The sequence below is a fragment of the Pseudomonas sp. NPDC089428 genome, from assembly GCF_044749325.1.
GTDB lineage: Bacteria > Pseudomonadota > Gammaproteobacteria > Pseudomonadales > Pseudomonadaceae > Aquipseudomonas.
In genome coordinates, this window is the sequence record NZ_JBIVHT010000019.1 from 21703 (window position 1) to 44899 (window position 23197).

Consider the following 23197-nt stretch of genomic DNA (forward strand, 5'->3'; position numbering starts at 1 on the left):
GTTCGCCAGTACAAGCGAGTTTGCGGTCTACCACTGGCGCTTGTCAGGCCGGGTGAGCCCCAGTTTCTCGATGCGGTAACGCAGCATGTCGCGTGACAAGCCGAGCATCCGTGCAGACTTGGTGACATTCCAGTCAGTACGATCCAGCGTCTTGCACACCAAATCACGCTCCATGTCCGGCAGGCTGGTGCCCGGCTCGGGCTCATGCCTTGGCATTTCGTATACGGTCGCGGTGGGCTGAGCCACCACAGGCTCGTCGATCAAGGCCATGCACAGGTTCAACTGGTGTGCCTGCACCACTTCGTTGGGAGCCAGCAACACTGTCTGCTCCAGCATGTTACGCAGCTCACGCACATTGCCCGGCCAGCTGTAGCTCAACATCAAGGCTTCGGCCTCGGCACTGAAACGCAGGTTCGGCTTGCCGTAGCGGCGCCCGTGATGCGCCAGGAAATGCCGGGCCAACAACAGCACATCCTGGCCTCGGGCATACAACCGCGGCACCTTCAGGGCGATGATGCGCAAACGGAAGAACAAGTCACGACGGAACTTGCCCTGCTGTACCATCTGCTCAAGGTTGCAGTTGGTGGCACTGATCACCCGCAGGTCGACCTTGCGTTCCTTGACCGCACCGATGCGGCGGATGCTGCGATCTTCCAGCAGCTTGAGCAGCTTGGCCTGCAGTACCAGGTCCATCTCGCCGATCTCGTCGAGGAACAGCGTGCCGCCATCGGCCGCTTCCACCAGGCCCACGCGGCGCTCCTTGGCATCCGTGAATGCGCCCTTCTCATGACCGAACAGCTCGGCCTCCAGCAGATTGGCCGGGATCGAGGCACAGTTGAACTCGATGAATGGCCCCTTGCTGCGCGAGCCGTCGAAATGCAGCGCGCGGGCCACCAGCTCCTTGCCGGTACCGGTCTCGCCTTCGATCAATACCGGTGGCAGGTCGTCCATTGCCATGCGCCGCTCGGCGTCGAGCACCTGCTGCAGGGTGTGCTTGAGGGTGAGCATTGCTGGCGACTCACCGATCAACGCCTGCAACCCGGACTTCTGCGCTTCGCGTTCCTGGTAGAACGACAGGGTGCGCTCCATGCGTTCGGCAGCCAAGGCCTTTTCCAGGGTCAGCTTGAGCTCGGCCAGCACCACCGGTTTGGTCAGGTAGTGGAACGCGCCCTCCTTCATGGCCTGCACGGCGTCTTCGACATTGCCGTAACCGGTCATCATGATCACCTTCAGGTCCGGCGCCTGCGACACCAGGGTGCGCAGCAGGTCGTGCCCGCTCATGCCCGGCAGAGAGTTGTCGGTCAGTACCGCATCGGGCTGGGCCCGCTTGATCTGTTCCAGCGCCAGCTCCGCACTGTGGCAGAGCGTCACCTCGAAGCCCTTGAGGCTCAGATAGGTGCGAATGTTGTCGCCGAGGATTTCATCATCCTCAACTACCAGGATGCTGTGCTCCATGGTCCCCTCCCGCTGCGATATTGAAAGTGAGGCTGACGCGGGTTCCTTCCTCTTCACGGCTACTCAGGCTGACCGAGCCGCCAAACCGTTCCATGATCCGCTTGACCAGGGCCAGGCCTACGCCAAGGCCGCCCTGCTTGGTGGTGTAGAAAGGCTTGAACACCATTCTTTCCTGCTGCTGGCTCATGCCCTTGCCGGTGTCGCTGAGCAGCAGCTGCGCGCGCTGGCCCTCCTGCACGGTGACCTGCGCATGCAGGACGCCACCCTTGGGCATGGCTTCCAGGGCATTGGAAAACAGGCTGTTGAGAATCTGCGTCAACTGCAGCGGCTGGCTGGCCACCCACTGCGTCTGCGGCCCTTCGAAGCTGAAACGTACGCCGTTGCGCTCGATCTGCTGGGCAAAGGCCAGGTGGGTATCTTCGATCGCCGCGACCAGGTCTACTGCCTCGGCGCTATCGCTGGCCGGGCGCAGCGACACCAGCAGCTCGCGCACCCAGCGCGACATGCGATCGACCTGGCTGATGATGTCACTGATGTTCTTCTGCGCCTGCGGGCTGGCTATTTCCTCTGCCAGCTCGGCGCTGGAACGGATGTTGGCCAGCGGGTTGCGCAAGCTGTGGGCCACGGCGGACGACATCTCGCCGAGCGCCACATAGGTTTCGCTGGCCACCAGCCGGTCCTGTTGCTGCTGCAGCATGTACGCGGCGCGGCGCACGATCCAGAACAGGCCAAAGTAGATCAGCGCCCCACCCACCAGGGTCGAGGCCCAGATCAGCACATAACCACGCTGGATACGCCGCACCAGGTCCTGGGGCTCCTTGTAGATCTCGACCATGGCCATGGCCTGGTCGCCCTGGCTGTCGAACAGGGGAATGTAGTTTTCGATGAACAGGTATTGGGGCTCGCGCAGGAATTTCTGCTCTTCGCGGTCTTCATCGGCCTTGTGGTAACTGGCCGATACCGCCTTGCGCGAACGAAACGCGCGCTCCAGCTCGCCGTCGCCTTCTATGCGCTTGCCGATCAGCTCGGGGTTGGTGGACCAGACGATGCTGTGGTCACGGGCATAGGCAATGGCCAGCAAGGTATCCGGCAAGTGCTCGACGTGGTCAAGAAACTCGACCCGAGTCGCCTCGGCCAAGGCCGGGCTGACCTGCAGGTGCTGTTGGTCCAGGCGCGGGTTGAGCAGTTCGCCCATGGTGGTGCCGGGCGGCAGCTGCGAATGACGCACTTCGGCCACGGCCAGGGACTGGATGAACTGGGCTGTGAGCATGGCATCCCGCTGGACGCTGTCGCGCACCACGAAGCGGGTCGACACATAACCCAGGCCACCTGCCACCGAGGCGATGATCAGCAAGCTGATCACCGAGAACCAGCGCAGCAGGTTGAACTCGCGAAGCGGCACAGCCAGGCCGCTGCTGCTGGGCAGTGCGGCGGGCTTTGCGGGAACCTCTTCATCCAGCATCTGCATCGCGTCGTTCCCGTACAGGGAGTCCGTTCAGAAGGTGGTCAGCGCATTGCTACCGATAGTAGCAAATTGATGTCACCCCACCAGGGCGGTTGCCACCGCCATTTGTCGCGCGTTACCTGCTACGAGAACCTGCAAGAACTCAGCCACACCTTCTAACCAATCGTCTTATCTATATAAATCATATAGTTATGAGGTATTCATGATGCTGCTTCGAAAGTGATTCCCCATTATTGGGTACCCTTTACCCAAAACTGATAAAATACTTTTATTTCAATAGGTTAAGACATATTTATGAAGCTTTTTGTGATGAACAGACCAGCCGGAAATTGAGCGAGACCCGCGTGCCATGGCCTGCGCTGCTACTCAGGCGGACCGAACCACCAAAGCGTTCCATGATGCGCTTGACCAGTACCAACCCCACACCCAGGCCACCTTGCTTGGTACTGAAAAATGGCCTGAACGCCAGGCGCTGCTGCTGCTCGTTCATGCCCTTGCCGGTATCGGCAAGGCGCAAGGTCAGGCTGCGCCGGTCCCGCTTGACCACCTCGATACGCAAGCGCCCACCCTGCTCCATCGACTCCAGGGCATTGGCAATCAGGCTGTTGAAGATCTGCCCCAGCAGCGCCGGGTGGCCAAGCACCTGCACCGACGGTATTGGTTGCAGATCCAGCGTCACCTCGCTGCGCGCCAGCGGCACGGCAAAACTCTGCAGGCTTTCCTGCAGAACCTGGGGCAAGTCGACCGGCACCGCTTCGTCGTTCAGCGGCCGCAAGGATTGCAGCAGTTGGCGAATCCACTGCGACATGCGGTCGACCTGGCTGATGATGTCATTGATGTTGCGTTGTGCCGGGCCTTCATCGAAGGCCTGGGCCAGTTCGGCGCTGGAGCGGATGCTGGCCAACGGGTTGCGCAGGCTGTGAGCCACCGCCGACGACACCTCGCCAAGGGCCACGTAGGTCTCACTGCTGATCAGGCGCTTCTGTTGCACCGCCATCACTCGCGCGGCGCGGCGCATGATGCCGTACAGGCCGATATAGACCAGCGCAGCACCGACGGTGATGGCCAGCCAGATGAGAATCAGCCCATGCTCGATGCGCACGATCAGGTCGCGCGGCTCCTTGTAGATTTCCACCATCGCCGTGACGGTATCGCCATCGGCATCGAACAAGGGGATGTAGTTTTCGATGAACAGCTGTTCCGGCGGGACCACGAACTTCTGCTCGATGCGTGCCTGCTCGAAATTGTGGTAACTGGCCGAGACCCGCATCTTGTACTCGAAGGCCCGATCCAGGTCTTCATCACCGGCGATCAGCTTGCCCATCAGCGCCGGGTTGGTCGACCAGATCACCGTCCGGTCCGGGGCATAGATGTTGGCCAGCAGCATGTCCGGCAGATGGGCGATATGGTCGAGGAACTCACCGCGGGCCTTGCGCCGCGCTTCCGGGTCGACATCGGGCAAGACCGTGTGATCGGCGCGTGGATCGAGCAATTCACCCATGGTGCGCACATTGGGGATCGACACATGGCGCACTTCGGCATCGGCGATCGAGGTGATGAACTGCGCGGTGAGCAAAGCGTCGCGCTCGATGCTCTCATCGATGATGAAACGGCTGGAAATCAGCCCCAGACCCGCAGCCACCGACAGGATGATCGCCAGGCTCACCCAGGCGTACCAGCGCAGCAAATTGAAGGGCCGGCGCGCCGCAGCGGCTTCGCTACCCGCAGGCGCCTCAATTGCTTCGGTACGGGGGGCGACGTCCATGGCGGACTCCACTGCAGGGCACCTGTTCAAAGGTTATAGCCCAGAGTTGGGTGACCATGGGATTGATTGGGGACGAATTGCGCCACTTGTGCGACGCAAGGTCCGTTCAGAGCGGCGAGTCATCGGCCAGCCCCTGCAGCTTGCGGTATTCGCGCAGCACGGTTGGCACGTAGCGGCGGGTCTCGGCGAACGGTGGTACCGCACCGCGCCGCCGCACGGCATCGGGGCCAGCGTTGTAGGCGGCTACGGCCAGGGTGATGTCATTGTCGAACAGGGTCAGCATGCGTTTGAGGTAGCGCGCGCCGCCCTGCACGTTGTCTTCGGGGTCGAGGATATTCTCCACCCCCATCTCCTTGGCCGTGTCCGGCATCAGCTGCATCAGCCCCACCGCCCCAGCCGCCGAGCGGGCCTTCGGGTTGTAGCCTGACTCGGCCTTGATCAGCGCATGCAGCAGCGCCAGCGGCACATCGTAGTCGCGGGCAGCCGCCGCCACCAGTTCGGCATAGGGCCGCCCGGTGATCAACTGCGCATCGGCCGGGCCTGCCTGGGCGAGGGGTTCGCTGATCACCCGCTGGTAATGGCGTCCTGGCCGGTGGACGTTGCTCAGTACATAGCCGCCATTGGCATCGACGGAAATGTACATGTCGGCCTGGGCGAATGCCGCCACCAGCCAGGTCACTACCAGGATCACCACTCGCATGTCGGTCGCCTCCCCGCCGTGCCCCCCGATATGGGGGAAATGCCCCGGAAAACCCGGGCTTTTGTGCAACGACGCAAGCACCGTGCCGCTTGCCATGGCGCATGGCGCAAGGCCCCGAGGCAGACGTGCACGGCTGTTGCATGTGGCTTGGAAAAGCGTGTCCCCATCCAGCGGAGGGCTTCACCATGCAGCGCAAATCCAACCCCCAACGGGGCTTCACCCTGCTTGAACTCCTGGTAGTCCTGGTGGTGCTCGGTTTACTGGCCGGCATCGTCGCGCCCAAGTACTTCAGCCAGCTCGGTCGCTCGGAAGCCAAGGTGGCGAAGGCGCAGATCGAAGGCCTGGGCAAGGCCCTGGACCTGTACCGCCTGGAAGTGGGCCATTACCCCAGCAGCGAGCAGGGCCTGCAGGCGCTGGTCACAGCCCCCAGTGGCGAGGCGCGCTGGTCGGGGCCCTACCTGCAGAAGGCGGTGCCGCAGGACCCCTGGGGCCGCCCCTACATCTACCGTCAGCCCGGCGAAAACGGGGGTGAGTACGACCTGCTGTCGATGGGCAAGGACGGCCAGCCCGGCGGCGATGGCGAAAACGCTGAAATCACCAGCTGGCAATGAGGAGAACGGACATGCGCTATAGCCTCAAGGCCCTCGGCAGACAGGGCATCGTGCAGATACAGGTCGACGCCGAAGACGCCGAACACGCGCGTCGCCAGGCCGAGCACCAAGGGTTGCGGGTGGTCAGCGTGCGCGGCCAGGGTAAAGCCCTGGGTGGCCTGGCCTGGCGCCGTGCGGCGACATTCGACCTGGTGCTGTTCAGCCAGGAACTGACCACCCTGCTGCACGCCGGCCTGCCGCTGATCGATGCCTTGGAGAGCCTGGCGGAAAAGTCCCCCGTCGGGGCTACGCGCAAGGTCCTGACCGAGCTGGTGCGTCAGCTCTATGAAGGCCGCTCGCTGTCCCAGTCGCTGGCACAGCAGCCACGGGTGTTTCCGCCACTGTACGTGGCGCTGGTGCAGTCCAGCGAACGCACCGGCGCGCTGGGGGACGCCTTGGCCCGCTACATCGGCTATCGCCAGCGCCTGGACCTGGTCCGGCAGAAACTGGTGGGCGCATCGGTCTACCCATTGCTGCTGTTGCTGGTGGGGGGCGGTGTGGTGCTGTTCCTGCTCGGCTATGTAGTACCGCGCTTCAGCCTGGTGTTCGAGGGCATGGGCAGCGAACTGCCCTGGTTGTCCCGGGTACTGATGGATGTCGGCCTGTTCCTGCATGCCCAGCAGCTGCCGCTGGCCCTGGCGGTCGCGGGCGGCATCGGTGCGCTGGTGGTACTGCGCCGCAACCCGTTGGTACGGCGCTTTGCATCGCGGCAACTGCGGCGTTTGCCCGCCTTGCATCAGCGCCTGGTGATGTATGAGCTGGCGCGTTTCTATCGCTCGCTGGGGATCCTGCTGCAGGGCGGTATTCCGATTCTCACCGCCATGGGCATGGCCCATGGGCTGCTCGGCAGCGCTTCGGCGCAAGGCCTTGAGCAGGCCAGCCGGCGCGTGGGTGAAGGGCTGCCGTTATCGGACGCACTGGAGGCCGGCCAGTTGGTCACCCCCGTATCGCTGCGGCTGCTGCGGGCGGGGGAACAATCGGGGAACCTGGGGGAAATGCTCGAACGCTGCGCCGATTTCCATGATCAGGAAATCGGCCGCTGGGTAGAGTGGTTCGTGAAGCTGTTCGAACCGCTGCTGATGACCTTCATCGGGCTACTGATCGGCGGGATCGTGATCCTGATGTACATGCCGATCTTCGACCTGGCTTCGAGCATTCATTAGCTTGTCAGGGCCTCTTCGCGGGACAAGCCCGCTCCCACAGGGATCGCGCCAGATTCTAGAAACTGAGCAAGACAGTTGCTCCCACAGAACTTCACTGAATTCGAGCCTTTGGTGTTTTTGTGGGAGCGGGCTTGCCCCGCGAAAGGGCTGGTGCAAGCGAATCAGTAGTCGAAGCGGTCCACCGCGCGCCGCCGTTCGTTGTCATCACGCCGGTCATAACTGGCAGTGGTCTGGATGTTGGCATGATGCGCCAGCTTCTGCGCAATCGACAGGTCATGCTCTTCGATCACCCGGGTGATGAACGCCCGGCGAAAATCATGGGGCATGATCTTAACCCCCACCTGGGCGCCGCGCTGGCGGGCGATGTAATAGATCGCATGCTTGGTGATGCGTGCCCGGGTGATGTGGTTGCCACGGCGGATACGGTTGAACAGGAACGGGTCGTCCGACGCCCCTTCGGGCAGCGCCTGCCGGCGCAGGTCCAGCCAGGCCTGCAGCTTTTCGAATGCCCAGGCCGGGGCATACTTGATCAACTGCCGGTTACCCTTGCCCGTGACCTGCAGGCTGCGCGCCTCGAAGTCGACCTGGCTGAGGTCGATATCCACCGATTCGGACTTGCGCATGCCAGTACCGTAGAGCAAGGCGATGATGGCGGCGTCGCGCACCCCCTGCGGCCGTGGGTCGGCCTCGCACAGGTCCATCAGCTCGCGAATCAGGCTGCGCCGCAGGTTGCGCCCGGGCGGCAGGCGGCTGCCGGACGCCGGCTTCACTTCACGGATGCGCAGCAACTGCTCATGGTCGATCAGGCCTTGGCGCCACGCCTCGTTCATCACCCCGCGCACGGCGTTGACATAGAGCGAGGAGCTGTTCGGCGCATAACCATCGGCGCGCAATGCCGCCACCAGCGCAATCACATGGCCAGGGTCCAGCCGGTGCCACGGCACATCGACGAGGTTGCAGTCGACGAAACCGAGCCGGTCGGCGGCATCCTGGAGGATGTAACGCATGGTCTGCTGGCTGGACGGTGCCAGCCGGGCCAGGTATTGCAGCAGTGGATTTTGCGAAAGGTCGGACAAAACGTGAATCCTGAAGCGAATCGAAGCAACGGCGCGCAATGGTACCGCAAACCCAGTAACTTGATCGAACCCATACCGTGGCAGGTGATCTGTGGTCTAGAGTTCAGACCGAGCATCCACACGCGAGCGCCCATGGTTTTCCACCGCCTTACCCGTACTCACCCCCGCCTGAGCATCGCCGCCCTGGCCGGCATGCTCGGCGCCTGGCTGATCCCTGCCGACGACACCGTGCAGCGCATCCTTGCTGGCTGGAATCTGGGCGTATGGCTGTACCTGCTGCTGGTCCTGTGGCTGACCTGGCGTGCCAGCCCCGACAAAGTGCGCAAGGTCGCCAGGGTCGAGGACGAAAACGCCGGCCTGGTGCTGTTCACCGTGTGTGTCGCGGCCATCGCCAGCCTGGCCGCCGTCACTCTGCAGCTGGTTTCGAGCCGCGGGCTGCAAGGCAGCGCATTGGCCCTGCACTACCTGTATACCGGGCTCACCGTAGCCGGCTCGTGGCTGCTGATCGGCTGCATCTTCAGCCTGCACTACGCCCGCCTGTTCTATACCGGCGAGCGCAATGCGCCGGCGCTGCGCTTCCCGGACGGTGAGTGCAACCCGGATTACTGGGACTTCCATTACTTTTCGTTCACCATCAGTGTTGCCGTGCAGACTTCCGATGTCGGCGTCAGCGGGCGTGGCATGCGCCGGGTGGTGCTGGCGCATTCACTGGTAGGCTTTGTGTTCAACACGGCGATTCTGGGCTTTACCATCAACATTGCGGCAGGCCTGCTCGGCTAGCACGCGCCCGGCACAGGCAACGATGCGCCGACAGGCTTGCTCCAGGCGCTCGGCATCGAGCACCAGCCCCATGCGCACATGGCCCGCCGCACTGGGGCCGAACGCATCCCCAGGCAAAAGTGCTACGCCCTCCTCCAGCAGCAGGCGCTGAGCGAAGGCCTGGGCGCTGAGCCCAGTGGCACGGATATCGAGCATGACGAACATGCCGCCCGCCGGCCGATGGGCGAGCAGCCCGGGGCAATCTGCCAGGGCAGCACAGACCCGATCGCGCCGCTGCCGATAAGCCTCGCGCATCTCCCGTACGGCCGGCAGATCCTGCTCCAGCGCCATGCAAACAGCAGCCATGACAAATTCCGGCAGGCCGAACAGCATCACCATGGCCAAGGTGGCGAGGTGTGCAATCAAGGGCTGCGGGCCGACCACCCAACCCACCCGCCAACCGCTCATGGCGTGGGACTTGGACACGCTGTCGATCAGCACACAGCGCTCGGCCATGCCCGGCGAATTCATCGGGTCTGCCGGTTCGCCGTCGAACAGCAAGCCGCTGTACACCTGATCGCACACCAGCCACAGGTCATGTTCCCGGCACAGCTGCCCCAGCCGCGCCATGTCCTGCGGCGAGATGGCAGCGCCCGTCGGGTTATGCGGGGTATTCAGCAACAGGCCACGGGTACGCGGGGTTATCGCCCGGGCCACTGCCAGCGGGTCAAGGCGAAAACCCTGCTCCGGACTGATCGGTACCTGCACCGGCTGTGCGCCACTGGCTGCAAGCACACCTTGATAGGTGACATACATGGGCTCGGCAACGATCACCTCGTCACCGCTTTCGAACAGGCACTGGCAAACCGCGTACAGCGCGCACTGGGCACCGGCCAGGACCATCACCTGGTCGGCCGAGACTTGCGCCCCCGTGCGCCGGGCAATCGCCTGGCGCAGCGCCAGGCTACCGTGCACGTCGCTGTAATGGGTTTCACCGCGCTGCAGGCTGGCTATCGCTGCGTCGACCACCGGCGCTGGCGTGTCGAAATCCGGGTCCCCCATCGACAGCAGGAAGATCTCGCGCCCCGCGCGGCGCAATGCCTGGGCCTGGTAGTGAATATCCCACGCCGCACCGGCGTCGCTGGCAATGCGGTGAGTGAGCGTGGAATAGCGCATGACTGTCTCCCTGTCTGCCCAGCTCGCACCGCTCGTCCGAAAACGCTGTGCGCCGAATGACGTTAAAACTAGCAGAGCAAAACGACAACCATGCTGCCATCATGCAGAGAAAACGTTTGCGTGGCCATTTGCCGTAAGACGGTTGTCCTGATGGCTCTGTGAACGCTGTCATGTATTAATACATTTGTCTTGTTTTGCACCGAACATGGCCTGTGACAGATGCTATGGTTAGGTTCCCGGCAGCCGAGCGAACGGCAACCGATCACCGCGTCCAGGCAAGGACAAGGAGGCTGGCTTGAACAAGATGACGTTCCCCAACGCCTGCCAGGTGATGCGCTGGCATTTCCATCCGCTGGGCTTCGAGGCCAGCATGGATGCACCGCGCAGCATGGTTGCACGGCTGTTCGACCGCGCCACCGGCGAGACCCTGCTGGCCATCGCCGGTATCCCCTGCACGGCGATCATGGCCGCAGCGGATGTCGAACGTATCATCGAGGCCGTGGAGGCCGAGATGGAAGCGTTCTCGCCCCCCTTTACCTTGCTTGATGCGGGCTAGACCGCCGCCTCGCTTTCCTCGCGCAACACCTGCAACCTGCCCATGAACTGCTCGGCCGGCACCGGCTGACCGAGCAAGTAGCCTTGCAGCGAATCACAGCCCAGGCGGGTCAGGAAGTCCTGCTGGCGGTTGGTCTCCACCCCTTCGGCAACGATGCGCAGGCCCAGCGCCTGGCCCAGGGCGACGATCGCCGAAACAATCGCCGCGTCGTCGCTGTCCTGCTCCAGGTCACGCACGAAACCACGGTCGATCTTCAGTTCGTTGGCCGGCAGCCGCTTGAGGTACATCAGGCTCGAATAGCCAGTACCGAAGTCGTCGATGGACAGGTCCACGCCCATGTCCGACAGCCGCTGCAGCACCGCCATGCTGGCATCGGCATCGTGCATGGCGGTGGTTTCGGTGATCTCCAGGGTCAGGCGGTTGGCTGCCAGGCCGTTCTCCTGCAGGGCCCGGGCGACGCTGTCCACCAGGCCGGCGTGGCAGAACTGGATGGCCGACAGGTTGACCGCCATGCGCCAGTCCGTATGGCCCTGTTCGACCCACTGGCGCATCTGCCGGCAAGCTTCATCCAGCACCCACTCGCCGATGGGGATGATCAGGCCGGTCTTTTCCGCCAGGCCGATGAAGCGGTCCGGCAACATCAGGCCGTGCTGTGGGTGCTCCCAGCGCAGCAAGGCTTCGGCACCGATCGGTGCGCGGGCCTGAGCGTCGAACTTAGGCTGGTAGTGCAAGCGGAACTGGCCCTGCTCCAGGGCCATGCGCAGGTCTTGCAACAATTGCAACTGCTGACGGGCGTTGCTGTTCATCGATGCGTCGAAGAAGCTGTAGCCGTTCTTGCCGGCGCTCTTGGCGTGGTACATGGCCGCATCGGCGTTGCGCAGCAGTTCCAGCTGGTCGTGGCCGTTGCCGGGGTACAGCACGATGCCCAGGCTGGCAGTCAGTTGCAGGTCATGCTCGGCGACGCGGAACGCGCGTGACACCAGGTTGACCTGCTTGACCGCTACATCCATGGCGTCTTCCGGCTCCTGCAGTTCCACCAGCAACACGAACTCGTCACCGCCGATCCGCGCCAGGGTGTCCTGGCTGTGCAGATGGCCACGCAGGCGGGCTGCCACGGCCTTGAGCAGCAGGTCGCCGACATGGTGGCCAAAGGCGTCGTTGACCGGTTTGAAACCGTCCAGGTCGATGAACATCAAGGCAAAGCAGCCGCCCTGCTCCGCCACCTTGCCAATCGCCTGATCGATGCGGTCGGACAACAGCGTGCGGTTGGGCAGCCCGGTCAAGGTGTCGTGCAAGGCCAGCTGGGTCAGCTCCTGGTTGGCCAGGGTCAGCGAGTGGGCCAGTGCTGCGGTACGCGCCTCCAGGCGTGCATCCAGCACCGAGGTGAGCAAGGCCACGGCCAGCACCGCCAGGGTGGTGATCAGCACCAGGTAGACCAGGCCATCGCCCTGCAACCCGCTGGTCAGCGCGCCGCAGTAGCTGCCCTCGGGGAAGTTTGCCGCAGCCATGCCGGTGTAGTGCATGCCGACGATGGCAACCCCCATCACCATGGCCGCCAGGCCGCGGACCTGGCGCACGTAGGGGGTGTGCTGGCGCAGGCGGAAGGCAATCCACAAGGCGGCTGCCGATGCGCCCACCGCAATGGCCAGTGAGGCGCCGAACAAGGCCGGGTCATAATCGATGCCGGGCAGCATGCGCAGCGCCGCCATGCCGGTGTAGTGCATGAAGGCGATGCCGGAGCCCATGATCAGCGCGCCGAACGCCAGCTGCTGCTTGGGCAGGCTTGGCTGGCTCACCAGCCACAAGGCGAAACCGGAAGACAGCACGGCAATCAGCAGTGATAACACGGTCAGGCCGATGTCATAGCCCAGGGCGATGGGCAGGCTGAAGGCGAGCATGCCGATGAAGTGCATCGACCACACGCCGATGCCCATGGCCAGCGCGCCCCCGCCCATCCAAAGATGCACGGCACGGCCCTTGGCCGTGGCGATACGGCCAGTCAGGTCGAGTGCGGTGTAGGAAGCGAGGATAGCCACGCAGAGTGAGATAAGCACCAGCGCGGAGGAGTAACTACCGTTCAGCATTGGAAAATCCAGCTCGGGACAGGGGGCCCGGAAAAAACTGACGATTGTACTCAAGCTTTGGCGAAACGCACGGGGTTTGTGCGAATGGGAATGGATCCAACGAACACGAAAAACCGCTGAACAACCTGATTTAGAGCAATTTCAAACCAAATGAAGGCAAATTGCCACTTGTCGGGCCACCGCGCTTTTCTGTGGGAGCCGCGCTTGTCGTGGCGACGAACCGCGTCGATGGGCCGCAAGGCGGCCCCGGCAATTTATGCAACAACCTTGAAATCGGGGGGCCGCTTCGCGGCCCATCGACGCGGTTCGTCGCCACGACAAGCGCGGCTCCCACCAGAATCGCGGCAGCTTTGAGAAGCAGAGCAAGACAGTCCCACAGTAAACGGAGCCTGCTTGCAGGAATACTTACTCCTGCTGGGCAAACGCCTGCTCGGCATCCCAACCGCCGCCAAGCGCAGCGATCAGCTGCACGCTGGCGACCAGGCGCCCTTCCAACAACGTCAGTGCACTGCGCTCGTTACTCAGCGCGGTGGTCTGCACATTGACCACATCCAGGTAGCCGATCAGACCGGCGCGGTACTGGTTTTCAGTCAGGCGCAACGACTCGCGTGCAGCTTCCAGCGCTTCCTGGCGCACCACCGCCTCGTCGGCGTACACCTTCAACTGCACCAGGAAGTTCTCCACCTCCTTGAAGCCGTCGAGCACGGTCTGGCGGTACTGCGCCACGGTCTGGTCATACACCGCCCGGGTGCGGTCAACCTCGGCGCTGCGCTTGCCGGCGTCGAACAAGGTCAGCGCCAGTTGCGGCCCCACCGACCAGTAGCGGTTGGGCAGCTCGATCCAGTTGCTGAAGCTGCTGCTGGAGTAGCCACCACTCATGCTCAGGCTCAAGTCCGGGAAGTATGCGGCACGCGCCACGCCAATGTTGGCGTTGGCGGCGATCACGTTGCGCTCGGCCGAGGCGATGTCCGGGCGCCGTTCGAGCAGTTGCGACGGCAACGCCACCGGGATTTGCGGTAGCGCCGGAATGCGCCCGCTGTCGGCCAGGGAAAAATCCGCCGGGGCCTTGCCCAGCAACACCGCGATGGCATTCTCGAACTGCGCACGCTGCCAGATCAGGTCGATCAGGTCGGCCTGGGTGGACTTGAGCTGGGTACGCGCCTGGGCCACCGCATCCGGGCCGGCGACACCAGCGCGGTACTGGTTTTCGTTCATCCGCAGCGATCGCTCATAGGTCGCGACGGTCGCCTCCAGCAAGCGCTTCTGCTCGTCGATCACCCGCAACTGCAGGTAGTTCTGCACCAGCTCGGACTGCTGGCTGAGGCGAATCGCGGCCAGGTCGGCGAAGCTCGCTTCGGCGCTGGCCTCGTTGGCGTTCAGGGTCTCGCGCAGCTTGCCCCACAGGTCGACTTCCCAGCTGACGCCGAGCTGCGCGTTGTAGGTGTTGCGGATACCGCTGCTGTTGTTGGACAGGCTCGAACTGGAACTGCCGGTGCCTTGTGCCGAGCGGTTCTTGCTGGCGCTCAAGTCCAGGCTGGGGAACAGCGACGCCCGGCTGCTGCGTACCAAGGCCTGGGCCTGGCGGTACTGGGCTTCCGATTGCGCAACGGTCTGGTTGCTGCGGTTGAGTTCCTCGACCAGCGCATTCAACCCGGCATCGCCGTAGATTTCCCACCAGGCACCACGGGCGATGGCATCGGACGGGTTGGCCTGGGTCCAGCCCTCGGCCTGCTTGTACTGCGCCGGTGTACTCAGCGCCGGGCGGTGGTAGTCCGGGCTCAGGGTACAGGCACTGAGCATGGCCACGCACAGCCCGGCGCCGGCCAGGCGCGAGCCACGGCCACGGGTCAGCAGCTGCAAGGCACGGTGAAGCGGAGTCTGGGCGAAGTTCATAGCGGCGTGTCCAGGGCGGCGTCGGTGCGTACACCGCGCCAATGGTTGAATCGGTGGCGCAGGCGGTCCAGGTACAGGTACACCACCGGCGTCGTGTAAAGGGTCAGCAGCTGGCTGACGACCAGGCCGCCAATGATGGTCAGGCCCAGCGGCTGGCGCATTTCGGCACCTTCGGCGCGGCTGATCAGCAGCGGCAAGGCGCCCAGGATGGCGGCCAGGGTGGTCATCAGGATCGGCCGCAGGCGCAGCAGGCAGGCGCGGCGGATCGACTCCTCCGGGCTCAGGCCCTGGTGGCGCTCCAGCTGCAGGGCCAGGTCGATCATCAGGATGGCGTTCTTCTTCACCACGCCGATCAGCAGGAACAGGCCCAGCAACGAGATCAGGCTGAACTCGCCGCCAGTGGCATACAACGCCAGCAAGGCGCCGACACCGGCCGAGGGCAAGGTCGACAGGATGGTCAGCGGGTGGATGTAGCTTTCGTAGAGGATGCCCAGCACCAGGTACACCAGCACCAGGGCACCGAGGATCATGAACGGCTGCCCTTCCTGGGTCTTGGCGAACGCACTGGCCGTACCACCGAGCTTGGCGATCACTTCCTCGGGCAGGCCAAGCTTGGCCACTTCCCGCTCGACCGCGGCCATGGCCTGGTCGGGACTGTAGCCTTCGGCAACGTCGAAGGCGATGTCTTCGGAGGCGAACTGGCCTTCGTGGCTGACCCGGTCATTGGCCAGGCTGTTCTCATAGTGGGCGATGGTCGACAGCGGCACCCGCGCACCGTCACTGGTGATCACCTGCACCTGTTCCAGGGTGCTTGGGTCCCAGGCGTATTTCGGGTTGATCTCCAGCACCACCTGATACTGGTTGAGGCTGTCGTAGATGGTCGAGATCTGCCGCTGGCTGTAGGCGTTGTTCAGCACGGCGGTGATCATGTCCATGTCGATGCCCAGGCGCTTGGCCTGGTCACGGTCGACCACCAGCGTCACCTGCTGGGTGCCGGAGCCGTCACGGGCGTCGATGGCCGTCAGCTCGGGGAGCGCGCGCAATGCCGCGACCACTTTGGGGAACCACTGGCGAAGGGCCGCCAAGTCACCACTTTGCAGGGTATACAGGTACTGCGAGGAGGTCTGGTCACGGCCACCGCCGCCCAGTTGCAGGTCCTGGTCGGCCATCAGGAACAGCCGCCCGCCCGGCACCTTGGGCATTTCCTTGCGCAGGCGCTCGATGACTTTCTGCGCATCGAGCTTGCGCTCGGCGATGGGCTTCAGGCGTACCAGCACAAAAGCGTTGTTGGTGCCGCTGTTACCGCCGATGAAGCCGGCCACGCTCTCCACTGCCGGGTCGGCCAGTAGCGCGCGACGGTAGATTTCCATCTTTGGCTGCATGACGCTGAATGACAAGCCATCGTCGCCGCGGATGAAACCTTGCAACTGGCCGGTGTCCTGTTGCGGCATCAAGGTCTTGGGCACCACCACGTACAGGGCGATGTTCAGGCCGATGGTCGCCAGCAGGCTGATCAGCGTCAGGCGCTTGTGGCGCAGGGCCCAGCCAAGGCTGCGGTCGTAGGCATCGACCATGCGCTGGTGAGCCTTGTCGCTCCAGCGTTGCAGGCGTGTCTGCTCGGCGCGATGGGGCTTGAGCCAGCGGGCGCAGAGCATCGGCGTGAGGGTCAGCGACACCACCAGCGAGACGATGATCGCCGCCGCCAGGGTGATCGAGAACTCCTGGAACAGGTTGCGCACGATGCCGCCCATGAACAGGATCGAGACGAACACCGCCACCAGCGAGACGTTCATCGACAGCAAGGTGAAACCGACCTCCTTGGCGCCGAGAAACGCCGCGCGCATCGGCGGCTGGCCGTCCTCGATGTGCCGCGAGATGTTCTCCAGCACCACGATGGCATCGTCCACCACCAGGCCGGTGGCCAGGATCAACGCCATCAGCGACAGGTTGTTCAGCGAGAAGCCGCACAGGTACATCACCGCGAAGGTGCCCACCAGCGACACCGGTACCGCCAGGCTGGGGATCAGCGAGGCGCGCAGGCTGCCGAGGAACAGGTAGACCACCAGGATCACCAGCACCACGGCGATCAGCAGGGTGTGTTCGGCCTCCTTGAGGGTGGCCTTGATCACCGGCGAGCGGTCCATGGCCACGTTCAGTTGCACGTTGGCCGGCAGCAGCGACTGCAGGGCCGGGAGCTGGGCCTTGATCTGGTCGACGGTCTGGATGATGTTGGCGCCGGTCTGGCGGTTGACCACCAGCAACACGGCGCTCTGGTCGTTGAAAAAGCCGCTGTTGTAGCGGTTTTCGACACCATCGGTGACGGTGGCCACGTCCGACAGGCGCAGGATCGTGCCGTTCGACTGGCGGATCACGATCGGCTCGTAGTCCTTGGCGGTTTCCAGCTGGTCGTTGGCGCGCACCTGCCAGTTGCGCTGGGCGTCCTCGACAAAGCCCATGGGGCGGCGCTGGTTGGCGTTGGCCACCGCCGTGCGCACCTCGTCCAGCGACAGGCTGTACTGGTTGAGCAGCTGCGGCTCGACGGCGATGCGCACCGCCGGCAGCGAGCTGCCACCGATCTGCACTTCCCCTACCCCGCTGACCTGGGCCAGGCTCTGCGACAGGATGGTGTCGGCCAGGTCGTACAGCTGGCCCTTCTGCAACACGCTGGACGTCAGCGAGAGCACCATGATCGGCGCCTGCGACGGGTTGATCTTCTTGTAGGTGGGCATGCTGCGCATGCCGCTGGGCAGCAGGTTGCGCGTGGCGTTGATCGCCGCCTGCACCTCGCGCGCGGCGCCGTCGATGTCACGGCCCATCTCGAAGCCGATGATCACCCGCGTCGAGCCCTGGTTGGAGCTGCTGGTCAGGGTGGTGACGCCGGCGATGCTGCCGAGCTTGCGCTCCAGCGGCGTGGCCACGGTAGCGGCCATGACCTCGGGGCTGGCCCCGGACAGGTTGGCTTGCACGACGATCACCGGGAAGTCCATCTGCGGCAATGGCGACACCGGCAGCAGGCCGAAGCTGACGCCGCCGAGCAGCATGATCGCCAGGCTCAGCAGCATGGTCGCCACGGGCCTGCGAATGAAAGGTCCGGACAGGTTCATGCCTCGGCCTGCTGCGCGTCAGCGGCCGGGCGCCAGCGGCGCGCCAGGCGGTCGAAGTACAGGTAGATGACCGGCGTGGTGAACAGCGTCAGCACCTGGCTGACCAGCAGGCCGCCGACCATCACCAGGCCCAGCGGCTGACGCAGCTCGGCACCGGAGCCGGTGGCCAGCATCAACGGCACGGCGCCGAACAGCGCGGCCAAGGTGGTCATCAGGATCGGCCGGAAGCGCAGCAGCGCTGCCTGGTAGATCGCATCCTGCGGGCTCATGCCCTGGTTACGCTCGGCCTCGAGGGCGAAGTCGATCATCATGATCGCGTTCTTCTTGACGATGCCGATCAGCAGGATGATGCCGATGATGGCGATCATGCCCAGGTCGTTGCCGCTGAGGATCAACGCCAGCAAGGCGCCGACCGCCGCCGACGGCAAGGTCGAGAGGATGGTCACCGGGTGGATGTAGCTCTCGTAGAGCACGCCCAGCACGATATACATGGTCACCACCGCCGCCAGGATCAGCAGCAAGGTGCTCGACAGCGAGGCCTGGAAGGCTTCGGCGGCGCCCTGGAAGCGGGTCTGCACGCCGAGCGGCATGCCGATGTCCTGCTGCACCTGCTCGATCACCTTGACCGCCTCGCCCAGCGACGCGCCATGGGCCAGGTTGAACGACAAGGTTACCGCCGGGAACTGACCGATGTGGGAAATGGCCAGCTGCGCCTGGCGCTGCTCGATGCGCGCCAGCGCCGACAGCCGCACCTGGCCGCCGTCGGTGGCCTTGACGTGGATCGACTCCAGCGCCTGCGGGCCGATCACTGCCGCATCCTGCGACTGCAGCACCACGCGGTACTGGCTGGCTTGGGTGTAGATGGTGGAAATCTGCCGCTGGCCGAAGGCGTCGTACAGGGCGTTGGTGATCTGCGACACACTGATGCCCAGGCGGCTGGCCATGTCACGGTCGATCACCAGGTACACCTGCAGGCCCTTGTCCTGCAGGTCGCTGGCCACGTCCTGCAACTCCGGGCGCTGCTGCAGGGCATGCACCAGCTTGCCGCTCCACTGCGCCAGCAGGTCGGCATCGGGCGACGACAGGCTGAACTGGTATTGGGTGCGGCTGACCCGGTCCTCGATGCTCAGGTCCTGCACCGGCTGCATGAACAGGCGGATGCCGACCAGCTTGTCGAGTTGCGGCTGCAGGCGGCTGATCACCTCACCGGCGGTGACATCCCGCTCGCCATGGGGCTTGAGATTGATCAGCAGGCGGCCGCTGTTGAGCGTGGCGTTGTCGCCGTCGACACCGATGTAGGACGACAGACTCTGCACCGCCGGGTCCTGCAGGATGACCTTGCTCAGGGCCTGCTGGCGCTCGCTCATGGCGGCGAACGAGGTGGACTGCGGCGCCTCGGAAATACCCTGGATCACCCCGGTGTCCTGCACCGGGAAGAAGCCCTTGGGCACCACCAGGTACAGCAGCACGGTGAGCGCCAAGGTGGCCACGGCCACCAGCAAGGTCAGCGGCTGGTGCTTGAGCACCCACTGCAGGCCGCGGCCGTAGTGCTCGATCATCCAGTCGATCCAGGCACCGCTGGCGCGGTAGAAGCGGCCCTGCTCGTCTTCCTTGGGCTCACGCTTGAGCAGGCGCGCGCACATCATCGGCGTCAGGGTCAGCGACACCACCAGGGAAATCAGGATCGCCACCGCCAGGGTGATGGCGAATTCGCGGAACAACCGGCCAACCACGTCGGCCATGAACAGCAACGGGATCAGTACGGCGATCAGCGAGAACGTCAGCGAGATCAGGGTGAAGCCGATCTGCTTGGCGCCCTTGAGTGCCGCCTGCAGCGGCGTCTCGCCTTCCTCGATGTGGCGCGAGATGTTCTCGAGCATGACGATGGCATCGTCGACCACGAAGCCGGTGGCGATGGTCAGGGCCATCAGCGTCAGGTTGTTGACCGAGAAGCCGGCCAGGTACATCACGCCGAAGGTGCCGATCAGCGACAGCGGTACGGCGATCGAGGGGATGATGGTGGCGCTGAAGCGGCGCAGGAACACGAACGTGACCATCACCACCAGCACGATGGCGATCAGCAGTTCATGCTGCACGTCCTTGACCGCAGCGCGGATGGTCTGGGTGCGGTCGGTGAGCACCGACACATCGAGGCCAGCCGGCAGGTTGTCGGTGATCGATGGCAGCAACTGCTTGATGCGGTCGACCACCTCGATGACGTTGGCACCGGGCTGGCGCTGGATGTTCAGCAGCACGGCCTGGTTCTGGTTGGCCCAGGCGGCCAGGCGTTCGTTTTCGGTACCGTCGACGATTTCGGCGACGTCCTTCAGGCGTAGCGGCGCGCCATTGTTGTAGGCGAGGATGAGGTTGGCGTATTCCTCGGGCGAGCGCAGCTGGTCGTTGGCGTCGAGCATCGACACCCGGGTCGGGCCATCGAAGTTGCCCTTCGGCTGGTTGACGTTGGACGCGCCGATCAGGGTGCGCACGTCCTCCAGGTTGAGGCCGTTGGCGGCCAGCGCATCGACGTTGACCTTGATCCGCACTGCCTGGCGCTGGCCGCCGGCGATGCTGACCATGCCCACGCCGCTGATCTGCGCGAGCTTCTGCGCCACGCGGGTGTCGACCAGGTCGTTGAGCTTGGGCAGCGGCAGGGTCTTGCTGGAAATGGCCAGGGTCAGCACCGGGGTGTCTGCCGGGTTGACCTTGTTGTACACCGGCGGCGCCGGCAAGTCGCTGGGCAGCAGGTTGCTGGCGGCGTTGATCGCGGCCTGCACCTGTTGCTCGGCGACGTCCATATTCATGTCCAGGCTGAAGCGCAGGGTCAGTACCGAGGCGCCGCCGGAGCTGGTCGAGGCCATCTGTTCCAGGCCCGGCATCTGGCCGAACTGGCGCTCCAGCGGGGCGGTCACCGCGCTGGTCATCACCTGCGGGCTGGCGCCTGGGTACAAGGTCATGACGCGGATGGTCGGGTAGTCGACCTGAGGCAAGGCCGACACCGGCAGCAGCTTGTAGGCGATCAGGCCGGCCAGAACGATGGCCAGCATGGTCAGCGTGGTAGCGACCGGGCGGAGGATGAACAGGCGCGACAGGTTCATGCGCCCGCCTTGGCTGCCGTTTTGCCGGAAGGCGCTTCATCGGCCTGGGCCGAACCCTTGGCGTCCTGGCCCTGCAGGTGCTGGCCTGGGGTGGTCGGCACTTGCGAGCTGTCTTCGACCACTTCGACCTTGGTGCCTTCGCGCAGGCGGTCGGTGCCTTCCAGCACCAGGCGCTCGCCTGCCTTGAGCCCGTCGAGGATGACGCTGTTCTGGCCATCGCTGGCGCCGACCTTGAGCTTGCGGATATTGACCGTGCTCTGCTCGTTGACCACATAGGCGAAGGTGCCGTCGTTGCCGAACTGCACGGCCGCTGCCGGAGCCATCACCACCTGCTTGAGGGTGTCGGCCAGCAGGCGCACGTTGACGAACTGGTTGGGGAACAGCGCATGGTCCTTGTTCTCGAAGCGGCCCTTGAACTTGAGGGTGCCGGTGGTGGTGTCGATCTGGTTGTCGATGCTGCCCAGCACGCCGGTCGACTGCAGCTTGCTGTCGGTGCGGTCCCAGGCCTCGACGGGCAGGCTGGCGCCGCTGCGGTAACGGTCGAGCACGGTGTTCAGCTCGGTTTCGGGCAAGGTGAAGGCAACAGTGATCGGCTCGGTCTGGGTGATCACCACCAGGGCGGTAGTGTCGTTGGCCGCCACCAGGTTACCCAGGTCGAGCTGGCGCAGGCCCACGCGGCCGTTGATCGGCGCTCGGATCTGGGTGAAGTCGAGGTTCAGGCGGGCATCGTTGACCTGGGCCTGGTTGGTCTTGACCAGCCCCTGGAACTGCGCGACCTGGGCTTCTGCGGTGTCGAGGGTCTGTTTGGCGATGCTGTCCTGGGCGTACAGGCCCTTGTAACGCGCCAGGTCGACCTGGGCGTTCTTCAGTTGCGCCTGGTTCTGCGCCAGGGTGCCTTCGGCCTGCTGCAGGGCGATGCGGTAAGGACGTGGGTCGATTTCGGCGAGCAGGTCGCCGGCCTTGACCTGCTGGCCCTCCTTGAAGAGGATCTTCACCAGCTCGCCTGCCACACGGCTGCGCACATTCACCGTGTTGGTCGCAGTGACCGTGCCCAGCGCCTTGTAGTAAAGCGGGAAGTCACCCACGCGCACCGGCTCGACGCGCACCGGCACCGGGTCGGTGGAACCGCCGAAACCAGGCCGGCCGCCCATTCCCATGCCCATGCCTTTGCCGCCACGCCCTCCACCGGCCGCTTTGTGGGCAGGCGTTGCCGCGGGCCACAGCCACCAGGCCAGCAGGGCCACCAGCAGCAGGATCAGCAGGCCGACGAGCCAGCGACGAGGGGATCGGGAATTGGACACTTGCATGGGTTGAACGAACCTTGTTCAGAAATGGCGGCTTGGGAGGTTGAACGATAAGCACTGGCATCGTTATAGCAAAGGCTCTTTACCAGAGGTTTACCTTTGCCTGACGTTGCCAAAAGGTTGAACTTTAAATGAAAACGGCCCGGAAAGCGTTCCGGGCCGTTACAGGGTGTTGCTTGGAGAGGAGCCAGGCAGAAGAGTTCCTTCACCTGCCCCGGACCTATCGTGGGTAAACCCGCTCCCACAGGGGTATCACAGCTTTCAAGGGCTGCGCCGTACCTGTGGAAGCGGGTTTACCCGCGAAAGGGCCGGAACAGGCTGAAACAGCCGCCCCTGCTCCACGCAATCCTTACTTCAGTACAGCCAGGGCTGCATCGTAGTTAGGCTCGTCAGCGATTTCGCCAACCAGCTCGCTGTGCAGCACCTTGTCGTTCTCGTCCAGCACCACCACGGCACGGGCAGCCAGGCCGGCCAGCGGGCCGTCGGCGATGGCGACGCCGTAGTTCTCGAGGAACTCGCGACCACGCAGGGTCGACAGGTTCTTCACGTTGTCCAGGCCTTCGGCACCGCAGAAGCGCGCCTGGGCGAATGGCAGGTCGGCCGAGATGCACAGCACCACGGTGTTGGCCACGTCGTTGGCCTGGGCGTTGAACTTGCGCACGGACGTGGCGCAAGTCGGGGTGTCGACGCTTGGGAAGATGTTCAGCACCTTGCGCTTGCCGGCGTAGTCCTTCAGCGACTTGTCAGCCAGGCCTTCACCGACCAGGGAGAAAGCCGGAGCCTGGGCGCCGGCCTGTGGCAGGTTGCCTTTGACCTGAACCGGGTTGCCTTTGAGAGTCACTTGAGCCATGACGAAATCCTTATGCGGGGTTTTGAAAAGGACACTGAGTTAATCATGAAGGCGGTCGGGTGCCTATGGGTACATTGAAATTGTTCTATTACCTGACAATTC

Annotated in this window: 16 protein-coding genes; 4 read left to right on the forward strand and 12 right to left on the reverse strand. The window is 64.1% G+C overall.

Annotated features, from left to right (window positions below):
• Positions 1–27: 27 nt before the first annotated feature.
• From ACIPZ5_RS24330 to ACIPZ5_RS24345, 4 genes are all read right to left on the reverse strand, one after another.
• Positions 28–1455 carry a sigma-54-dependent transcriptional regulator gene (locus ACIPZ5_RS24330; protein WP_400811048.1) on the reverse strand — a complete coding sequence of 476 codons (1428 nt, stop codon included), beginning with the start codon at positions 1453–1455 and terminating at the stop codon, positions 28–30.
• Positions 1430–2923, reverse strand: coding sequence for a sensor histidine kinase (locus ACIPZ5_RS24335; protein WP_400811050.1), 1494 nt, complete (start codon positions 2921–2923; stop codon positions 1430–1432). Before ACIPZ5_RS24335 ends, ACIPZ5_RS24330 begins: the two co-directional genes overlap by 26 nt.
• Positions 2924–3212: 289 nt before the next feature.
• Positions 3213–4685, reverse strand: a complete 1473-nt coding sequence (locus ACIPZ5_RS24340; RefSeq protein ID WP_400811052.1) for a sensor histidine kinase — start codon at positions 4683–4685, stop codon at positions 3213–3215.
• Positions 4686–4791: 106 nt separating this feature from the next.
• Positions 4792–5385 carry a lytic transglycosylase domain-containing protein gene (locus ACIPZ5_RS24345; protein WP_400811054.1) on the reverse strand — a complete coding sequence of 198 codons (594 nt, stop codon included), beginning with the start codon at positions 5383–5385 and terminating at the stop codon, positions 4792–4794.
• Positions 5386–5570: 185 nt separating this feature from the next.
• On the opposite strand from ACIPZ5_RS24345, the gene gspG reads away from it, so the two are divergent.
• Both gspG and ACIPZ5_RS24355 read left to right on the forward strand, forming a co-directional pair.
• Positions 5571–5996 (forward strand): type II secretion system major pseudopilin GspG, encoded by a 426-nt coding sequence (gspG, locus tag ACIPZ5_RS24350; RefSeq protein WP_085678895.1) that lies wholly within the window; start codon positions 5571–5573, stop codon positions 5994–5996.
• An 11-nt stretch (positions 5997–6007) separates the two neighbouring features.
• A complete protein-coding gene (locus ACIPZ5_RS24355; RefSeq protein WP_400811056.1) occupies positions 6008–7198 on the forward strand; it encodes a type II secretion system F family protein in 1191 nt (396 codons plus the stop codon).
• Positions 7199–7359: 161 nt separating this feature from the next.
• Here ACIPZ5_RS24355 and xerC read toward each other — a convergent pair whose 3' ends face one another.
• Entirely contained in the window at positions 7360–8274 is a 915-nt protein-coding gene (gene xerC / locus ACIPZ5_RS24360; protein ID WP_261944089.1) for a tyrosine recombinase XerC, read from the reverse strand.
• A gap of 132 nt (positions 8275–8406) precedes the next feature.
• On the opposite strand from xerC, the gene ACIPZ5_RS24365 reads away from it, so the two are divergent.
• A complete protein-coding gene (locus ACIPZ5_RS24365; RefSeq protein WP_261944088.1) occupies positions 8407–9054 on the forward strand; it encodes a DUF1345 domain-containing protein in 648 nt (215 codons plus the stop codon).
• Here ACIPZ5_RS24365 and ACIPZ5_RS24370 read toward each other — a convergent pair.
• Positions 8980–10209 carry a pyridoxal phosphate-dependent aminotransferase gene (locus tag ACIPZ5_RS24370; protein WP_400811058.1) on the reverse strand — a complete coding sequence of 410 codons (1230 nt, stop codon included), beginning with the start codon at positions 10207–10209 and terminating at the stop codon, positions 8980–8982. The genes ACIPZ5_RS24365 and ACIPZ5_RS24370 overlap by 75 nt on opposite strands.
• Positions 10210–10504: 295 nt before the next feature.
• Between ACIPZ5_RS24370 and ACIPZ5_RS24375 the strand changes: the two genes are divergently transcribed.
• Entirely contained in the window at positions 10505–10765 is a 261-nt protein-coding gene (locus ACIPZ5_RS24375) for a DUF1652 domain-containing protein (protein WP_261944086.1), read from the forward strand.
• Here the strand turns inward: ACIPZ5_RS24375 and ACIPZ5_RS24380 are convergent.
• From ACIPZ5_RS24380 to tpx, 6 genes are all read right to left on the reverse strand, one after another.
• A complete protein-coding gene (locus ACIPZ5_RS24380) occupies positions 10762–12849 on the reverse strand; it encodes a putative bifunctional diguanylate cyclase/phosphodiesterase (protein WP_400811060.1) in 2088 nt (695 codons plus the stop codon). The genes ACIPZ5_RS24375 and ACIPZ5_RS24380 overlap by 4 nt on opposite strands.
• Before the next feature lie 405 nt (positions 12850–13254).
• Positions 13255–14742 (reverse strand): efflux transporter outer membrane subunit, encoded by a 1488-nt coding sequence (locus ACIPZ5_RS24385; protein WP_313711630.1) that lies wholly within the window; start codon positions 14740–14742, stop codon positions 13255–13257.
• Positions 14739–17846, reverse strand: coding sequence for an efflux RND transporter permease subunit (locus ACIPZ5_RS24390; protein ID WP_400811063.1), 3108 nt, complete (start codon positions 17844–17846; stop codon positions 14739–14741). Before ACIPZ5_RS24390 ends, ACIPZ5_RS24385 begins: the two co-directional genes overlap by 4 nt.
• Entirely contained in the window at positions 17843–20941 is a 3099-nt protein-coding gene (locus ACIPZ5_RS24395) for an MdtB/MuxB family multidrug efflux RND transporter permease subunit (RefSeq protein WP_400811065.1), read from the reverse strand. The genes ACIPZ5_RS24390 and ACIPZ5_RS24395 overlap by 4 nt, the downstream gene beginning before the upstream one ends.
• Entirely contained in the window at positions 20938–22248 is a 1311-nt protein-coding gene (locus tag ACIPZ5_RS24400; RefSeq protein ID WP_400811067.1) for an MdtA/MuxA family multidrug efflux RND transporter periplasmic adaptor subunit, read from the reverse strand. The genes ACIPZ5_RS24395 and ACIPZ5_RS24400 overlap by 4 nt, the downstream gene beginning before the upstream one ends.
• A gap of 346 nt (positions 22249–22594) precedes the next feature.
• The gene (gene tpx, locus ACIPZ5_RS24405) at positions 22595–23095 is read right to left on the reverse strand and encodes a thiol peroxidase (protein WP_261944080.1); all 501 of its coding nucleotides are present in this window, start codon (positions 23093–23095) and stop codon (positions 22595–22597) included.
• Between the last annotated feature and the right edge of the window lie 102 nt (positions 23096–23197).